Origin of the sequence: Herbidospora galbida (genome assembly GCF_005233835.1) — a bacterium.
Taxonomy (GTDB): domain Bacteria; phylum Actinomycetota; class Actinomycetes; order Streptosporangiales; family Streptosporangiaceae; genus Herbidospora; species Herbidospora galbida.
The window spans coordinates 213,208-228,960 of sequence record NZ_SZQA01000002.1; the positions used below are offsets into that span (position 1 = coordinate 213,208).

Consider the following 15,753-nt stretch of genomic DNA (forward strand, 5'->3'; position numbering starts at 1 on the left):
TCGTCGGATGAAGCGTTGGGGGGACCTGTCGCAGGACACGACCGACCACCTCTCCGCGGGCGCGGTGCTCGACCAGGCGGAGTTGGCCGTCGTCGTCACCGACAGGTTCAGCAACGTCCTTTACTGGAACCCCTTCGCCGAGCAGCTGTTCGGCCGGCCGGGCTACGCCCACGGGCGTGATGACACGATCTCCATCAGCATCATGGAGCGTGACCACCCGCTGGGCGTCGAGCTCGCCAAACACGTGCTCAAGGGCAACGTGTGGGAGGGGACCTTCGACGTCGTCCGCCACGACGGCACGCTGATCTACGTGCGGGCGCAGGCGGTGCCCATGCGGCACACGTCGGGGTCGGTCACCGGCATCGTGATCACCGCCCGCGAGGCGATGAAGAGCAACGAGCGGGAGAAAGACCGCTTCGGCCTGCTCGAGCGCATCGGCGAGCGGCTGGCCGGCTCCCTCTACGTCGAGGAGACCCTCAACCGGGTCGCCGAGATGCTCGTCCCGCAGTTCGCCGACCACTGCTTCATCGAGCTGATGGAGGGCGAGCGGCTGGTCCGCAAGGTCTCCACCCACGTCGGCGGCTGGCAGCCCCCGGCCGACACCTGGAAGCCCGTCGGCGCCGAGATCCGCTATCCCATCGGCCACTACGCCGACAGCGCGATGCGCCGCCAGGAGACCATCCTGGTCGAAGACTTCTCCCAGGTCAGCTACCCCTCCATCAGCGAGGGCGCGGCCCGGGTCGACGGCGAGGTCGGGGTCACCTCGGCGATCGTGGCGCCGCTGTGCGCCCGCGGCGAGTCCCTCGGGCTGATGTACCTGTCGATGTCCAACCTGACCGACCGGCGCTCGCCCCACTACGACGCCTTCGACCGCGACTTCGTCGGGGCCATCGCCACCCGGGTCGCCATCGCCGTCGACAACGCCCTCCTGTTCGAAGAGGAGCGCCACACGGCCGAGTCGTTCCAGAAGCACCTGCTGCCGCGTGAGCTGCCCAAGCTCGACGGGCTCGAGATCGCCGTCCGCTACCTCCCGGCCGCCCCGCTGTCCAGCCACGGCCAGGGCATCCAGACCCAGGTCGGCGGCGACTGGTACGACGTGATCCCGCTGTCGGCCGGTCGGGTCGGCATCGTGATCGGCGACGTCGAGGGCCGCGGCGCCAAGGCCGCCGCCGTGATGGGCCAGCTCCGCGCCGCCCTGCGGGCCTTCGCACAGGACGACAAGCCTCCGGCCGACATCCTGGCCCGCCTCGACGAGTGGACCCGCATACTGGCCTCTCCCGAGGAAGACGACTTCGGCGCCGACGTCACCAGCCCGCCGATCGTCACCTGCCAATACATGGTCTACGACGCCTGGTCGCGCGAGTTGTCGTTCGCCAACGCCGGTCATTCGCCGCCCCTGCTGATCGTCGACGGTTCGGTCACCGAGCTCGACATCGGCGACGTCGGCAAGCCGCTGGGCGTGCGGGCCACCGGCGTCCACGCCGACCTGGTCTACAAGGAGGAGACGCGGGTGCTGCCCCCGGGCGCGACCCTGCTCCTCTACACCGACGGCCTGGTCGACCGGCGTCCGCTGCGCGAGTCGGGGGTGCCCTCGCGCGACCTCGAAGAGGCCGTGCGGGTGCTGTGCGACGAGATCTCCAAGATCGCCGACGAGCCGGTCGAGCGCATCGCCGACGTCGCCACCAGCGCGGTGCCCGGTGAGATCGACGACGACATGGCGATCCTGGTCGTCCGGTCGGGCGGCGGCGAGCTGGAGTTCGAGGAGTCCGACTATCCCGCCCAGCCGATCATGGTCGGCGAGGCGCGGCGGATGGCCCGCAACGCCTTCGAGCGCTGGAACATCCCCGAGGAGAAGGGCGAGCTGGCCTGCCTGCTCGTCTCCGAGGTGGTCACCAACGTCGTGCTGCACGCCGCGTCGGCCAGCGCGCCGCGCCGCGAGCTCGTGCTCGACGGGCCGCCGCTGCCGTTCGACGAGTCGTGGGACTTCCCCGAGCTCGAGGTCGACCTCGATCTCGACCTTGGCCGTGAGGGCATCGCGGCGCTCAACGCCGCCGCCGACCCCGAGAAGAAGTTCACGCTCCGGCTCCGCCGCGGCGGCGAGTCGATCTGGGTCGAGGTCTTCGACCAAGACCTCCGGCTGCCCCGCATCCGCAGCGCCGGGGAGAACGACGAAGGCGGGCGAGGGCTTTACCTGGTCGACCAACTGGCTCGGCGTTGGGGCTCCCGGCCCACCCCCGACGGGAAGGCCGTCTGGTTCGAGATTCCGGTCGGCGGTCGCTGAGCTGGCTTTCCCGTGGGTTCGGTGTTTGACTCGAACCCATGGAGCTGGTGTACCGCCGCACGGGAGCCGGCCCGCCCCTGGTGCTGATGCACGGGATCGGGCACCACTGGCAGGCCTGGCAGCCGGTCATCGACCTGCTCGCCCGGCACCATGACGTGATCGCCGTCGACCTGCCCGGGTTCGGCGCCTCCCCGCCCCTGCCCCCGGGCACGATCTCCACCGCCGAGTCGCTGGCCTACGCCGTCGAGGCCTTCTGGCACGACCTCGGCATCGAGGAACCCCACGTCGCGGGCAACTCCCTCGGCGGCTACCTCGCCCTCGACATGGCCTCGCGCGGGGTCTGCCGTACGGCCACCGCGATCTCCCCGGCCGGATACTGGTCACGGACCGAGCTGCTCTGGCTCCGCAGCGTGCTCAAGGTGATGCGGATGGGGCCGATCACCCGGAAGGGCCTGGGGCTGGTCGTCGCCCATCCCGAACGGGTGTCCGACGAGGTGCTCCACGCCGGGTGGCTGGCGCTCAAGGAGGCGCCCGGCTTCTACGAGACGCTCGACGCCTTCTACTGGATGCCGCCGCCCGCGCCGCCGAAGGTGCCGGTCACGATCGCCTGGGGCGAGAAAGACCGGCTGCTGCCCAAACGGCAGGCGGTCAGGGCCGGGCGGTGGGCGCAGAAGCGGGTGCACCTGCTGCCCGACTGCGGGCATGTCCCGATGACCGACGATCCCGAGCTGGTGGCGCGGGTGCTCCTCAGCGGAGCACGCGCAGCGAACTGACGACCGTCGCGATGTCGGGCCACAAACGCTTGTGGGTGTCCGGGATGGTGATCCAGATGACCGACGGGCGGTCGGCGCCGGTCTCCACCGCGACGGCGACGGCCAGCTCCAGCCGTGCCTTGCGCCCCAGTTCGCTGGGCGGCATGCGCATCTCGCGGGCCACCAGCCAGCCGTTGGGAACGCGCTGCGAGGCGACGTCCTTGCCCTTGGTGCCGCGCGGGAAGTTGTTCTCCTGCTTGTAGTCGAGCATCGCGACGGCGGCGTCGTAAGGGCTGTCGCCTCCGTCGACGTCGCTCCACAGGCGCTGGGCGTCGATGTCGGCGAACCACTCGCTGTCGAGGTCCGGGCCGTACTCCTCGGTGACGAAACTCTGGCGGGTGGAGTAGCGGCCGTCGGAGAACAGGCCTTCCGGCTGGCCCTTGGCGGGTTTCCAGGGCTTGCCGAGTTCGGCGTAGCGGAGGCGGGCCTTGCGGTCGCGGACCTCGCCGATCACCTGCGAGGGGGTGCCGGAGTACTTCTTGAGGCGGACGACGGTGCCCTCGGCGATGCGGTCGACCTCCAGCGTGGGGGAGGGCGACGGGGTCGGCTCCTCCGTCGGGGTCGGGGTCGGCTCCGGCGTGGGGGTGGTCGCGGTGACCGGCCTCGGGGGCGCGGGGCGGTCGGGGCGAGGTAGCGCGGTCGGGGTGGCGCCCGAGTTGGCGGCCAGGGAGATGCCGGTGATCACCTGGGTGACCAGGAGGGCGCCGCCGAGCAGGTTGGCCCACACCGGGACGCGGACGTAGAGGCGGCGGGCCTTGGGGGAGACCTTGGGCATGTCAGCCCGCCTTCGGGAGCAGGACCAGGCCGGCCTTGCGGGCGTCGCGCACGCTCTCGCGCAGCGCGGCCTCGACCCTGGCGGCCTTCTCGGTCAGGGCGTCGATCTCCTCGGTGGCCAGGCGGTCGCGGACCGTCCGGGCCAGGAGTTCGGTGTAGGCGTCGCCGTCGTCGGCCAGGTCCTGGAGGGTCTTCCACTCCTGGTAGGCGTCGTCGGCGGCCATCACCCGCAGGGCGTAGTCCTCCAGCGCCTCGACCCGTTCGGTCAGGGAGTCGGTGGCCACCCTCAGGGCGCTCTCGTGGGCGTCGAGCATGTCTCTGATGCGGTCGGTGACCTTGCCCTTGCGGGCCGCCCGCTGTTCGCGGCGCAGCCGGGTCATCTCGGCGAGGGTCTCGGCGATCTCCCACTCCTGGCGGGGGAGGGTGACGGTGTTGGCGATGTCGTCGAGCAGGCCGGCCCGGTTGACGCTCGATTCGAGCACGGCGGCGACCGCCTTCTGGGTGCGCTCCAGCAACTCGGCGTCGCGGAGATGCAGGTCGGCGATGTAGCGGCCCTGGTGCTTGCGGGCCAGCTTGGCGACGGGCGACTCGCCCGACAGGGCCAGCAGGGCGAGGAATGCCACCGCCTCGACCGCGAGGCTCATGGTGAAGGCGGGGGCGAAGCCGTAAAAGAACCAGATCATCAGCTGGACGACCTGCAGGGTCGCGCCGAGCGGGAACCACCACCGGCCGTGGAGGCGGCCGATCACGACGGGCAGGAACCCCCACAGCGAGGCCGACAGCAGCGCGGCCCAGGCGTCGGCGCCGATCCGGCCGCCCCAACGGGGGCGGCCCGGGACCGGGTGGAGGAACTCGGGGGAGGCGGCCATGAGCGCCCGCTCGGCGGGCGGCAGAGCCGGATCGAACGCAGGTCTCATCGGATGGTCTGACCCCAGATCAGGAGCATGGCGATGATGAAGACGATCATCACGCCTCCGTAGGCGACGGCGCCCAGCCGGAAGAACCGGCGCACCTTGTTCAGCAGCCAGGCCGCCAGGAACGCCAGGAAGACCAGCAGGATCAGCCCGGTGATTTCCATGGGGCCAGTATGAAGCTTTACCGCCGCTTTTGGATTGGTTCAGAACCCGAATGATCTGCCGATGATCTCCTTCATGATCTCGGTGGTGCCGCCGTAGATGGTCTGGACGCGGGCATCGAGCCAGGCCTTGGCCACCGGGTACTCGGTCATGTAGCCGTAGCCGCCGTGCAGCTGCAGGCAGCGGTCGATGACCTTGTTCTGCAGCTCGGTGGTCCACCACTTGGCCTTGGCGGCGTCGACCGGGGTCAGGGTCCCGGCGTTGAGCGCGGTCACGCAGGTGTCGACGTACAGGCGGGCGATCTCGACCTCGGTGGTCAGCTCGGCCAGCACGAACCGGGTGTTCTGGAAGCTGCCCAGGTTCCGGCCGAACGCCTGACGGCTGCGGCAGTAGTCGATCGTCGTGGCCAGCACGGCCTCGGCGGCGGCGACCGCGACCACCGCGATCGACAGGCGCTCCTGCGGCAGGTTGCCCATCAGCTGGAAGAACCCCTGGCCGTCGTCGGGCCCGAGGCGGTTGGCGGCCGGGACCCGGACGTTCTCGAAGAACAGCTCGGCGGTGTCCTGCGCCTTGAGGCCGACCTTGTCGAGGTTGCGGCCCCGCTGGAAGCCGGGCATGCCGCGCTCGACCACGAACAGGGTGGTGCCGCGCGCCCCGGCCGCCGGGTCGGTCTTGGCCACCACGACCACCAGGTCGGAGTTGATGCCGTTGGTGATGAAGGTCTTCTGACCGTTCAGGACGTAGTCGTCGCCGTCCTTCTCGGCGGTGGTCCGGATGCCCTGGAGGTCGCTGCCGGCCCCCGGCTCGGTCATCGCGATGGCGGTGATCAGCTCGCCGCTCACGAAGCCGGGCAGCCAGCGGGCCTTCTGCTCGTCGTTCGTCAGGTCGACGAAGTAGGGGGCCATCACGTCGTTGTGCAGGCCGAAGCCCAGGCCGCTGGCGCCCGCGCGGATGATCTCCTCGATGACCACCACGTTGAACCGGAAGTCGGTGATCCCGATGCCGCCGTGTTCCTCGGGGACCGACATGGCGAACATGCCCAGGTCGCCGGCCTTCTTCCAGATCTCGCGAGGGACGATGCCGTCCTTCTCCCACTGCCCGTGGTTCGGGATGACTTCGCGGCTCATGAAATCGCGCACGGTCTCACGGAAGAGCTCGTGCTCCTCCTCGAAGAGGGTTCGCTCCATGACTAACAGAATACGATTCTGTTACTCCTCAGAACATGCTGGGGAGCGCATCACAAGTGCGCCACGTTCCCACCAATCCCTCTCCTTAACCCCATAAGATCTACCTTCGGTTTGGTATGCCGCGATATCGGAGTGTGGGCAATGCGGTGGGAACGAACGCGTCGGCGGTGGGCCGCCCTGGGAGCGGTGGGAATTGCCACTGCTGGCGCACTGATCGTCTTCCCCGGCACCAGCCAGGGTTCGGCAGAAGGTCCCTACTACTTCAAGTGCGTCGGCCCGCTGGCCGACGGCCAGACGATCGCGGCGTCGATCTCGCTGTCGTCCAAGGAGCTGACGGTCGGCCAGCAGCTGGTCATCAACTGGCAGCTCGGTGACGCGCAGCGCAGCGTGAAGGTCCCCGACCCCTTGAACCCCAATCACGACAAGGGCGGCCACCTCGCGGTCACCGCCCGCGTGAAGGCGCACGGCGTGTGGACCGGCCAGGGCGCGATCGACTCGACCGGCACCCGCCTGGTCGAGGAGGGCGACCTGCGTACCGGCAAGCCGTTGTCGCTGGGGCTGGTCTCGCCGGGTCTGGCGACCGCCGAGCGGGCCGGCTCCGGGTCGATCGAGGTCGGGCCGATCATCCTGGACCTGGCTCCGGTCGAGTCGACCTGGAACAACACCTTCGTCGAGCCGGTCGGTGACTTCGGGGTGGCCTACGACGGCAACTGGTCCTACCTCGCCGACAACAACTCCTACCTCGGCGAGACCCACTTCAACCACGACCTCCACCAGGCGAGCAAGGAGGACGCCGAGGCGTCCTTCACCTTCGTCGGCACCGGCGTCGACCTGATCGGCGACAAGGCGAGCGACATGAGCGAGTTCACGCTCGTCACCGACCAGGGCAACCCCCCGGACGAGGCCTCCGAGCGCTACAACGCCTACTGGTCGGTCGCGGGTGAGCGGCGGGTCCGGGAGACCTTCACGGCGGCCAAGGACCTGCCCTACGGCAAGTACACCGTCAAGGTCAACAACAAGACCGAGGGCAAGCACGCCCGGATCGACGCCTGGCGCGTCCACGCGAGCACCGCCGACAACCTGAACAAGTCGCCCTACCACACCGTCTGCAGCCCCGAGCCGAAGTTCCCGCTGATCCCGCTGACGGTGACCGGCGGCGGCAACGGCTCCCCGTCGCCCGACCCCTCCGGCGACCCGTCGCAGAGCCCCTCGGGGAACCCGTCGGTCACGCCGTCGACCACCCCGACGACGACGCCCACCACCACGCCGAGTGGCTCGGCGACGCCCTCCGGCAACGTGAGCAGGCCGCCGACGCCGCAGGAGAACTTCACGCCGCTGGTGTCGGTGATCGTGCAGGGCACCCCGACCCCCACGGCGACCACGACCGTGACGCTGACCTCGACCCCGACCGTGGCGCAGGTGGCCATCACGCCACTGGGCGGCGCGCAGACCGGTGAGGCGCCCGACCGGTCGAACCCCGGCGCCGCGGTGCTGGTGGCCGGTGCGTTGCTGCTGATGGGTGGCATGGTCAGCGGAATCAAGCTGCTGCGCAGGCGCGCGGCCCACGCCGGGGAGCGGTGATGACGGACAAGCGCAATCCCTATCCGACGCCCGACCCCGAGCCGGAGGAGGAGCAGCAGAAGCCCGCCTCTCCCGGGGCGATCGTGCAGCACCCCTACGACCGGCTGCTGAAGGCGACCGGGCACAAGCTCGTGAAGGGCGACAGCGGCGACAAGCCGGCCCTGCCCATCGACCCCTCGGCCGACGAGACCACCGACGCCGCGGACGCCTCGACGGCTCCGGCGGCCTCCGCCCCCGACGCGCCCGGTGCGGTCGCGCCGGGTGGCGTGGTCATGGTCCCGAGCGGGTCGGTGCCTCCGGGCATGGTGCCCGTCGTGATGGTGCCGGTGAACCAGGTTCCTGGTGCCGGTGTTCCGGGTTCGGGTGTCCCCGGTGCTGGTGTCCCAGGTGCCGTTCCCGGGGCGCAGGCCGGTGTTCCCGGCGCCGGTGTCCCCGGGGCTCAGGTTCCGGGTGCCGGTGTTCCGGTGGGTGCGGTTCCGGTTTCCGGTACGCCCTCCGCTCAGGTCGTCCCCGTCATCCAGGTCCCGGCGCAGGCGCCTGCGCCTGACGGCATGTCCAAGCGGACCCTCACGGCCCTGCTGGTCGGCGGCTCCTTCAGCGGTATCGCGGCGATCATGGCCGGGCTGCTGATGGTGTTCTCGCCGACCGCGCCGATCGAGGAGCCGGCCGACGAGGTCAGCATCCAGGCCGCCGGCAACTCCTACGTCATCCCGCCGACCGTGGGCCCGGGCGGCCCCGGCGTCCCGCTGACCGCGGCCGACCCGACCGCCCCGCCGCCCCAGCCGGCCACCCAGCCGGTCGCTCCGCTGACCCTGTCGCCGCAGGTCGTGGCGCAGGCGAACGGGGTGGGCCTCAACGTCGAGGTGCCGAAGCCGGCCGCGAAGGCGAGTTCCGCGCCGAAGGTGACCGCGCCCAAGTCGTCGCGTCCCTTGAAGATCAGCATTCCGGCGGTCGGCGTGAACCGGGCCAAGATCGGCACTGTGGGCGTGACCAAGAAGGGCGAGATCGCGACGCCGTCGATGGCCAAGCCCAAGGAGACCGCCTGGTACAGGTTCGGGCCCGCCCCCGGCGACCAGGGTCCGGCCGTCATCCTCGGGCACGTCAACACCCGCTCGGGCGCCGCGGTCTTCAGCCGCCTGCGCGACATCAAGCGCGGCAACAAGATCAGCATCCTGCGCGCGGACGGTAAACTGGCGGTCTTCACCGTCGATGGCGTCGAGCAGGTCAGCAAGAAGGCCTTCCCGACCAAGCGCGTCTACGGGAACACCATCACCTCAAGCCTTCGGTTGATCACGTGTGGTGGTGCCTACAATGCGAAGACCCATCACTACACCGACAACATCGTCGTCTACGCGACCCTGACCGAGGTCCGCTGATAGACGGTCGTATCCGGGGGCAAGCGATGAGGATGCTGAACACTCGTGCCCGTTTCGCCGCGCGCGGAGCGGGCGCCGGGGCCGTCGCCGCCCTGCTGTTACTCGGCCTCCCCGCGCTGGCCGGCAACAGCGACGGCACGACGACCTACGAGTGCGTCAGGGGCGCCGAGACGTCGGCCACGCCCTATCGGGTGCGGGTCATCCTCGGCGCACCCGACCAGCCCAAGCCGAGCGCGCCCGTGTCGGTCGTCTGGAGCCTGCTCCCCGCGACGCCGACGGCCAGCGGCGGGCCCGTCATGAGCCTGCCGACCCCGCTGGCCGTGGGCGACCAGGTCGCGGCCCAGGGCGTGCTGCGGGCCACCGGCCCGGCCATCGACTCCTCGACCCCCACGCCGAGCACGACTCCGAGCACGACTCCCAGCACGACTCCGAGCGGCTCGGGCAGCCAGACCCCCAGCCAGACGCCCAGCACGACTCCGAGCACCACCCCCAGTACGACGCCGAGCCAGACCCCCAGCCAGACCCCCACCGCGAGCCTGACTCCGACCCAGGACCCCGACGAGTCCGGTGACGACCCGCCGGTGTACCACGGCGCGACCGCCAACGCCACGGTGACGGTGAACGCGGCGGCCACCCAGGGCGCCACCGTGTGGCCGATCCCGCAGCTCATCGGGGTCGTCACCCCCAAGGCGACCGGGGTGTTCGAGGTGTCCGCCCGTGATTTCACGGTGCGGGTCAGGCCCTCGGGGGCCACGACCGACAGCGTGCTCTACAACTGCGCCCTCCCTGACAGCGCGACCCCGGTCGCGTTGAAGATCACTGTGGTCGCGTCGCCGACTCCGACGTCGTCCACGACCCCCAGTTCGTCCACCACCCCCACGCCGACCGGCAGCGGCACGCCGACCCCCAGGGGCACGGTGACCGCCACCGCCACGGTGACCGCGCCGACGCCGGTCGACCGCTCCACCCGTACCGCCACGGCGACCGTCACCGCTCAGGTCGAGACCCCCGGCGGGGGCGTCGCGACCGGTGGGGGAGGGTCTCTCGGGCCCGACGGGCGGGTGCTCGTGCTGGCCGGAGGCACCGTCACGCTGGCCGCGATGGTGGGAGGCCTGATGCTCAGGAGACGTGTGGGGTCTTGACGAAATCTTTACTGATTGTCGTCAGAGTAGGGGTTATCCCTGCCTTCTCCCAGGCTTTGTCCCTAGGATCTCCCCATCCGCCATGAAACGGTCATCGAATCTGAAACGGAGAGAGTCAGTGCTGAAGTGCAAGGCACGGCGACGCATCGCTACCAAGGCCGCCGCTGCCGGTGTGGTCAGTGCTGGTCTTCTTCTTGGTCTCGGTCCCCTGCTCAGCAGCGCCACCGCCGACACGAAGACGGTGAACTACATCTGCAAGCCCTGGCTGGCCGGGGTCGAGGGAACCGACATCGACTATGACGTGACCGTGGCCCTGAACTCCTCCGTGACGGCCGCGACCATCGCCACCGGTTTCAACGCGACCGTCGCGCTGAGCGGCACCGCGCTTCCCCCGGCACCGGTGGCCCTGGAGACGACCAACTCGATCCAGATCGCCGCCGAGATCGAGATCAAGGGCAACGGCAGCGCGGCGGCCATCGCCACGGTGACCCCGTCGGCCTCCGTAGCCCCGGCCGCCCCGATCTCCGTCGGCGGCGCGCTTCCCGCTCTGCCCACCCCCACGGCCACGATCACCCCGTCGACCGGTACGACCCAGCTGATCCTGACCGCCAAGAACTTCACGATCCGGCTGATGAGCGGCACCACCGAGGCCGCCAAGTTCGTGTGCAGCCTGCCGACCACGGCTCCGCTCCCGACTCCGGCGAGCGCGACCCTGAGCGTCACGGGCGCGAGTACCACCCCTTCGACCTCGCAGACGCCCTCGCCGAGCCCGTCCACCTCCAACACGCCGACCCCCCGGACCACCAAGACGGTGACCGAGACCGCCACCGCCGAGGTGCCGGTCGACGACCAGGTCGAGACGCCCGACGGCGGCGTGGCCACCGGCGGCGGCGGCATGCTCGGCCCCGACGGCCGGGTGTTCGTGCTGACCGGCACGGCGATCGTGCTGGCGGCCGGCATCGGCGGGCTGATGCTGCGCTCCCGGCGACGGCCGCAGCAGGGATGAGGCGCCGGTGACCGGCTATTACCCGCAGGATCCCAACCAGCCGCAGCAGGGCTACGTCTACTACCAGCAGGTTCCGGCGCCGCAGCAGGAGCCTGAGGGGAAGAACGGCACCCAGCTCGTCCGGCTGATTCTGATCATCGCCGCGGTGGCCGGTCTCCTGACGGTCGGGCTCGGACTGGTGTTCATCCTGGGCAACCCGGAGGAGTACGGCGAGCCCAACCGGGTCAACCTCAAGCCCGCCAACGGCATGCTCGCCGAAGTGGGCCGGGGTGGCGGTCCTGAGCTGCCGCAGGCCGTTCCCGAGGCGCCGGCCCCGTTGCCGCCGCTGACGCCCGTCGCCCCCATGACCCAGCCGTCGTCGCCCAAGCGCCTGATCGTCAAGCGGCTGAACATCGACGCGCCGGTGCGCTCGGTGGGGCTCGACAAGACCGGCGCGATCGAGCCGCCGCCGCTGGCCAACACGAACCTGGTCGGCTGGTACCGGAAGGGCCCGACCCCGGGCTCCGCCGGGCCGGCCACACTGGTGGGTCACCGCGACACCGCGACCTCGCCCGCGGTGTTCAACCGGCTGGCCGAGCTGCGCTACGGCGACACCGTCGAAGTGGTCCGGCAGGACGGCACCGTCGCGATCTTCACCGTCGGCGGCATCGAGCAGGCCGACAAGACGACGTTCCCGACCGAGCGGGTCTACGGCGACAGCGACATGGCCGAGCTCAGATTGATCACATGTGGTGGAACATACAACCGCACCACCCGTCACTACGTGGACAATGTCATCGTTTACGCGACGATGACAGGGACCGGCCTAGCCTCGTCCTGACTTCTACGTAAGGAAGGGCACATGGGTCTTCTCTCCAATCTGCTGCTGCCCGGCCGGCTGCGCACCGGCCCCACGGTCGTGTTGCCGGCCAAGACCAAGCCCGAGGCGATCCTGGAGATCGTCCGGCTGGCCGACCCGCAGGCGGAACTCGACGGCAACGACGTGCTGGCCGCCGCGACCCGCATCCACGACGGCGTCGAGCTCACCCCCGACCTGCAGAAGAAGCTCGGCCTCGACGGCGAGGAGAAGCTCTGGGCCCACCGGGTGGTGGCCGAGCGCCCGCTGCCGGTCGACTACTACGACAAGCTGCTGGCGGCCGGGCTGGCCTACCGCCTGGGCGGCTACTGCCTGTGCGAGGGCTCGGCCGACGACCCGGCCGAGGACGTCGAGCTGGAGTACGTGGTCTACCTCCCGGCGGTCGAGGAGTCGGAGCTGACCCCGGCTCTGGAGAAGATCCTCGGTACGGAAGAGGACGCCGCAGAGGGCGCTTCTCCGGGAGTCGACGACCCGACCGCGTCGAGCACCGAGACCGAAGCCAACGAGACCGCCGACGGCCACCCGGATGGCGACGCCACCACCGGGGACCGAGCCGGGAGCGCTCCCGGGAGCGCTGCTTCTGAAGCCGTCGAGGACCAGACCGACAGCGGCACCGAGGGCGCTTCCGACGCCGCGACTGAGGCCGGGGACGAATCCGACGACGCCGAGAGCGCGTCCGACGACGTCGCGCCCGGTTCCCAGGACGAGTCAGACGACACCCCCGAGGCCCCCAAGGCGCGGACGTCCCGTTGGTCGTCCGACGGTGTCTACGAGGCCGCCGGCTTCCGCGTTTCGGTGACGCCCGTGCATCGTTTCCCCGCCGCCGTCGCCGGGCTCATGCCCTACGCGACCGAGGTCGTCAGGATCGCGGTCAGCGCCACCGAAGAGCTCGACGGCGATGCCCGGATGCTCGATCCCGGCAACGTGGCCCTGGCTCTCGGCACCGCTCTTGACGGTCCCGTGGTCGACCACTGGGGATTCCAGGTCTTCGAACCCGCCGATCTGCTGCCGCCCAGGAGCGTCTAGGAAGCGACTGTTGTAGCCTCCCAAGTAACGACCGAATGTTGCTCGGTTTCGTGGAACAGGTGGAGGCCATCGTGGCAGAGGCGTACATCGTCGGTGCGGTTCGCACTCCCGTCGGCAGGAAGAAGGGCGGGCTGTCGGCCGTCCATCCGGTCGATCTGGCCGCGTATCCGCTGAAGGAGCTCATCGACCGGACCGGGGTTGACCCGTCCGCCGTCGACGACGTGATCATGGGCTGCGTCATGCAGTTCGGGCCGCAGTCCATGGACATCGCGCGGAACGCCTGGCTGAGCGCGGGCCTGCCCGAGACCGTGGCGGGCGTCACGATCGACCGGCAGTGCGGGTCGTCGCAGCAGTCGATCCACTTCGCCGCCCAGGGCGTCATGTCGGGCACGCAGGACCTGGTGGTGGCGGCCGGGGTCGAGTCGATGTCGATCGTCCCGATGGGCTCCAGCATCACGGCCGCCCTGGAGAAGGGCATGCCGTTCCCGTTCGGCGAGAAGTGGGTCGAGCGCTACGGCATGCAGGAGATCTCCCAGTTCCGGGGCGCCGAGCTGATGGCCGAGAAGTGGGGCTTCTCCCGCGAGGACATGGACTGCTACGCCTACGAGAGCCACCAGCGCGCCGCCAAGGCCGTCGCCAACGGCTACTTCAGAGACCAGATCGTCCCGGTCGCCGGCGTCGAGGACGACGAGGGCCCCCGCCCCGACACGACGCTCGAGAAGATGGCCTCGCTGAAGCTGCTGCGGGAGGGCGGCCGGATCACGGCCGCTACCTCCTCGCAGATCTCCGACGGCGCCGGCGCGATCCTGGTGGCCTCGGAGCAGGCCGTACGCGACCACAACCTGACCCCCAGGGCCCGGATCGTCACCCTGGCGCTCACCGGCGACGACCCGGTCTACATGCTGACCGCGCCGATCCCGGCGACGAAGAAGGCGCTGAAGCGGGCCGGGCTGAGCATCGGCGACATCGACGTGGTCGAGATCAACGAGGCGTTCGCGCCGGTCCCGATGGCGTGGATGAAGGAGCTCGACGCCGACCCCGACAAGACCAACCCGAACGGCGGCGCGATCGCCCTGGGCCACCCGCTGGGCGGCACCGGCGCGATCCTGATGGCCAAGCTGCTGCACGAGCTGGAGCGCACCGGCGGCCGCTACGGCCTGCAGACGATGTGCGAGGGCGGCGGTCAGGCCAACGTCACCATCATCGAGCGGCTCTAGCCCTCGGGGCAGACGTCGATCAGGTGCCCTTCCGGGTCGGCGATCACCGTCCAGTGGTCGCCGCCCGGCTGGAAGTCGGGCTTGGTGGCCCCCAGCGCGAGATACTCCTCCACCGCCTTGGCGACGTCGGGCACCCGGACGTCGATGTGGAACTGCTTGCCCGGTCCCGGCCACGGGGCCGGGGCCCGCTCGGGGACGCGCTGGAAGTAGAAGGTCGTGGTGCCGTCGCCGATGGCGCTGTATTCGTCCTGGGAGTGCTGGACTTCGAAGCCGAGGACGGTGGCGTAGAACTCGGCGAGGGTCTTGGGCTCGGCGCAGTCGATGTTCACTGCGATCAGTTTCGCGATCGTGGTCATGCGCCTGATCCTCCTCGCGATACCTGCCAGGGCGTGTCAGGAATCCCGGGCGCGGTGGAGTCGCGGATGACCAGCCGGGTGGGCATGCTGTGCACGCCCGGCGTGGCCTTGCCGTCGATGGCGGCGAACAGGTGCTGGGCGGCGGTGTGGCCGAGGCGCTCCAGGTCGGGGTCGATCGTGGTGAGGGTGGGCCGGGTCTCCTCCGACAGCACCTCCCAGTTGTCGTAGCCGACGACCGCGATGTCGTCGGGCACCCGGCGTCCGCGTTCCCTGGCGGCCTCGATGAAGCCGGCCGCGATCTGGTCGTTGCCGCAGAACACCGCGTCGACCGTGGGGTCGTTCAGCAGCAGCATGTCGGCCGCGAGCCGGCCCCAGCGCTGGGACCACGCGCCGTAGAGCGTCTCGCCGGCCTGTTCCAGGCCGGCCTCCTCCAGCGTCTCCCGCACTCCCTCGGCCCGGTCGGTGGCCGCCTTGTAGGTGGTGGGGCCGGTGATGTGGGCGACGCGGGTCCGCCCGGTGGCGATCAGGTGGCGGACAGCCAGCCGCGCGCCGCCCTCGTCGTCGGGGACGAACGAGACGTCCGCGGGGTCGTCTGAGGGCGCGTAGGCGTACACGACCGGAACCGGCACGTCCTTGGTGATGGACGGGCGGGGGTTGGTGCTCTCGCCGACGACGATGAGGCCGTCGACCCGGCGGGAGAGCAGGGTGCGGATGTAGTGCTGCTCGCGGATCGCGTCGCCCCGGGCGTCGCAGAGGAGCACCGCCATCTCCCCGGCGCCGAAAGCGTTTTCCGCACCCAGCAGAACCGGGATGCCGAACCGCCCGACCATGTCGCTCGTGAGCAGCCCGACGGTGCGCGTCTGCCCGCTGAGCAGGCCTTGAGCCAGCACGTTGGGTTGGAAGCTGAGCTGGGCCGCAGCGTCGATGACCAGTTGCCTGGTAGTGGCCCGGACGTCGTCGCGGCCGTTGAGCGCCTTGGACGCCGTGGCGACGGAGACGCCCGCAAGGGCGGCCACGTCGGTGATGGTCGCACGTCTCGTCGTCACTCCCGAAAACCCTTTCG

Annotated in this window: 15 protein-coding genes; 9 read left to right on the forward strand and 6 right to left on the reverse strand. The window is 70.3% G+C overall.

All coding sequences use genetic code 11. From position 1 onward, the window contains the following. The first annotated feature begins 7 nt into the window (after positions 1-7). The gene (locus FDA94_RS03970; RefSeq protein ID WP_137245653.1) at positions 8-2,281 is read left to right on the forward strand and encodes an ATP-binding SpoIIE family protein phosphatase; all 2,274 of its coding nucleotides are present in this window, start codon (positions 8-10) and stop codon (positions 2,279-2,281) included. A 38-nt stretch (positions 2,282-2,319) separates the two neighbouring features. Beyond that, entirely contained in the window at positions 2,320-3,054 is a 735-nt protein-coding gene (locus FDA94_RS03975; protein WP_137245654.1) for an alpha/beta fold hydrolase, read from the forward strand. Here the strand turns inward: FDA94_RS03975 and FDA94_RS40995 are convergent. The 4 genes from FDA94_RS40995 to FDA94_RS03990 are packed head-to-tail and all read right to left on the reverse strand — an operon-like array spanning position 3,029 to position 6,130. After that, the gene (locus tag FDA94_RS40995) at positions 3,029-3,868 is read right to left on the reverse strand and encodes a hypothetical protein (RefSeq protein ID WP_137245655.1); all 840 of its coding nucleotides are present in this window, start codon (positions 3,866-3,868) and stop codon (positions 3,029-3,031) included. The two genes, FDA94_RS03975 and FDA94_RS40995, sit on opposite strands and share 26 nt — an antisense overlap. Position 3,869: 1 nt before the next feature. Beyond that, positions 3,870-4,784, reverse strand: coding sequence for a hypothetical protein (locus tag FDA94_RS03985; RefSeq protein WP_137245656.1), 915 nt, complete (start codon positions 4,782-4,784; stop codon positions 3,870-3,872). Continuing rightward, a complete protein-coding gene (locus tag FDA94_RS38990; protein WP_169806356.1) occupies positions 4,781-4,945 on the reverse strand; it encodes a hypothetical protein in 165 nt (54 codons plus the stop codon). The genes FDA94_RS03985 and FDA94_RS38990 overlap by 4 nt, the downstream gene beginning before the upstream one ends. A 39-nt stretch (positions 4,946-4,984) precedes the next feature. Continuing rightward, positions 4,985-6,130 carry an acyl-CoA dehydrogenase family protein gene (locus tag FDA94_RS03990; RefSeq protein ID WP_137245657.1) on the reverse strand — a complete coding sequence of 382 codons (1,146 nt, stop codon included), beginning with the start codon at positions 6,128-6,130 and terminating at the stop codon, positions 4,985-4,987. Positions 6,131-6,316: 186 nt separating this feature from the next. On the opposite strand from FDA94_RS03990, the gene FDA94_RS41000 reads away from it, so the two are divergent. From FDA94_RS41000 to FDA94_RS04025, 7 genes are all read left to right on the forward strand, one after another. Further along, positions 6,317-7,711, forward strand: a complete 1,395-nt coding sequence (locus FDA94_RS41000; protein ID WP_137245658.1) for a hypothetical protein — start codon at positions 6,317-6,319, stop codon at positions 7,709-7,711. Continuing rightward, the gene (locus tag FDA94_RS04000) at positions 7,711-9,087 is read left to right on the forward strand and encodes a class F sortase (RefSeq protein ID WP_137245659.1); all 1,377 of its coding nucleotides are present in this window, start codon (positions 7,711-7,713) and stop codon (positions 9,085-9,087) included. The genes FDA94_RS41000 and FDA94_RS04000 overlap by 1 nt, the downstream gene beginning before the upstream one ends. Positions 9,088-9,119: 32 nt before the next feature. Further along, positions 9,120-10,229, forward strand: coding sequence for a hypothetical protein (locus tag FDA94_RS04005; protein WP_137245660.1), 1,110 nt, complete (start codon positions 9,120-9,122; stop codon positions 10,227-10,229). A gap of 118 nt (positions 10,230-10,347) precedes the next feature. Continuing rightward, positions 10,348-11,235 carry a hypothetical protein gene (locus FDA94_RS04010; protein WP_137245661.1) on the forward strand — a complete coding sequence of 296 codons (888 nt, stop codon included), beginning with the start codon at positions 10,348-10,350 and terminating at the stop codon, positions 11,233-11,235. A 7-nt stretch (positions 11,236-11,242) separates the two neighbouring features. After that, on the forward strand, positions 11,243-12,055 hold the full coding sequence (locus FDA94_RS04015) for a class F sortase (protein ID WP_137245662.1): 813 nt from the start codon (positions 11,243-11,245) through the stop codon (positions 12,053-12,055). Positions 12,056-12,076: 21 nt separating this feature from the next. Beyond that, positions 12,077-13,117: a hypothetical protein gene (locus FDA94_RS04020; RefSeq protein WP_137245663.1), complete on the forward strand. Its 1,041-nt coding sequence runs from the start codon at positions 12,077-12,079 to the stop codon at positions 13,115-13,117. Between the two features lie 71 nt (positions 13,118-13,188). Beyond that, positions 13,189-14,334, forward strand: coding sequence for an acetyl-CoA C-acetyltransferase (locus tag FDA94_RS04025; RefSeq protein WP_137245664.1), 1,146 nt, complete (start codon positions 13,189-13,191; stop codon positions 14,332-14,334). On the opposite strand, the gene FDA94_RS04030 is transcribed toward FDA94_RS04025, so the two are convergent. Together FDA94_RS04030 and FDA94_RS04035 are read right to left on the reverse strand one after the other, a co-directional pair. Further along, positions 14,331-14,690: a VOC family protein gene (locus tag FDA94_RS04030; protein ID WP_137245665.1), complete on the reverse strand. Its 360-nt coding sequence runs from the start codon at positions 14,688-14,690 to the stop codon at positions 14,331-14,333. The genes FDA94_RS04025 and FDA94_RS04030 overlap by 4 nt on opposite strands. Beyond that, complete coding sequence (locus tag FDA94_RS04035) at positions 14,687-15,736, reverse strand: LacI family DNA-binding transcriptional regulator (RefSeq protein WP_137245666.1); 1,050 nt, start codon at positions 15,734-15,736, stop codon at positions 14,687-14,689. Before FDA94_RS04035 ends, FDA94_RS04030 begins: the two co-directional genes overlap by 4 nt. Between the last annotated feature and the right edge of the window lie 17 nt (positions 15,737-15,753).

What these genes read in the sequence shown, in the direction of transcription:
- FDA94_RS03970 (WP_137245653.1), top strand. Translation starts at nt 8, where the DNA reads ATGAAGCGTTGGGGGGACCTGTCGCAGGACACGACCGACCACCTCTCC.
- FDA94_RS03975 (WP_137245654.1), top strand. Translation starts at nt 2,320, where the DNA reads ATGGAGCTGGTGTACCGCCGCACGGGAGCCGGCCCGCCCCTGGTGCTG.
- FDA94_RS40995 (WP_137245655.1), bottom strand. Translation starts at nt 3,868, where the DNA reads ATGCCCAAGGTCTCCCCCAAGGCCCGCCGCCTCTACGTCCGCGTCCCG.
- FDA94_RS03985 (WP_137245656.1), bottom strand. Translation starts at nt 4,784, where the DNA reads ATGAGACCTGCGTTCGATCCGGCTCTGCCGCCCGCCGAGCGGGCGCTC.
- FDA94_RS38990 (WP_169806356.1), bottom strand. Translation starts at nt 4,945, where the DNA reads ATGGAAATCACCGGGCTGATCCTGCTGGTCTTCCTGGCGTTCCTGGCG.
- FDA94_RS03990 (WP_137245657.1), bottom strand. Translation starts at nt 6,130, where the DNA reads ATGGAGCGAACCCTCTTCGAGGAGGAGCACGAGCTCTTCCGTGAGACC.
- FDA94_RS04000 (WP_137245659.1), top strand. Translation starts at nt 7,711, where the DNA reads ATGACGGACAAGCGCAATCCCTATCCGACGCCCGACCCCGAGCCGGAG.
- FDA94_RS04005 (WP_137245660.1), top strand. Translation starts at nt 9,120, where the DNA reads ATGCTGAACACTCGTGCCCGTTTCGCCGCGCGCGGAGCGGGCGCCGGG.
- FDA94_RS04020 (WP_137245663.1), top strand. Translation starts at nt 12,077, where the DNA reads ATGGGTCTTCTCTCCAATCTGCTGCTGCCCGGCCGGCTGCGCACCGGC.
- FDA94_RS04030 (WP_137245665.1), bottom strand. Translation starts at nt 14,690, where the DNA reads ATGACCACGATCGCGAAACTGATCGCAGTGAACATCGACTGCGCCGAG.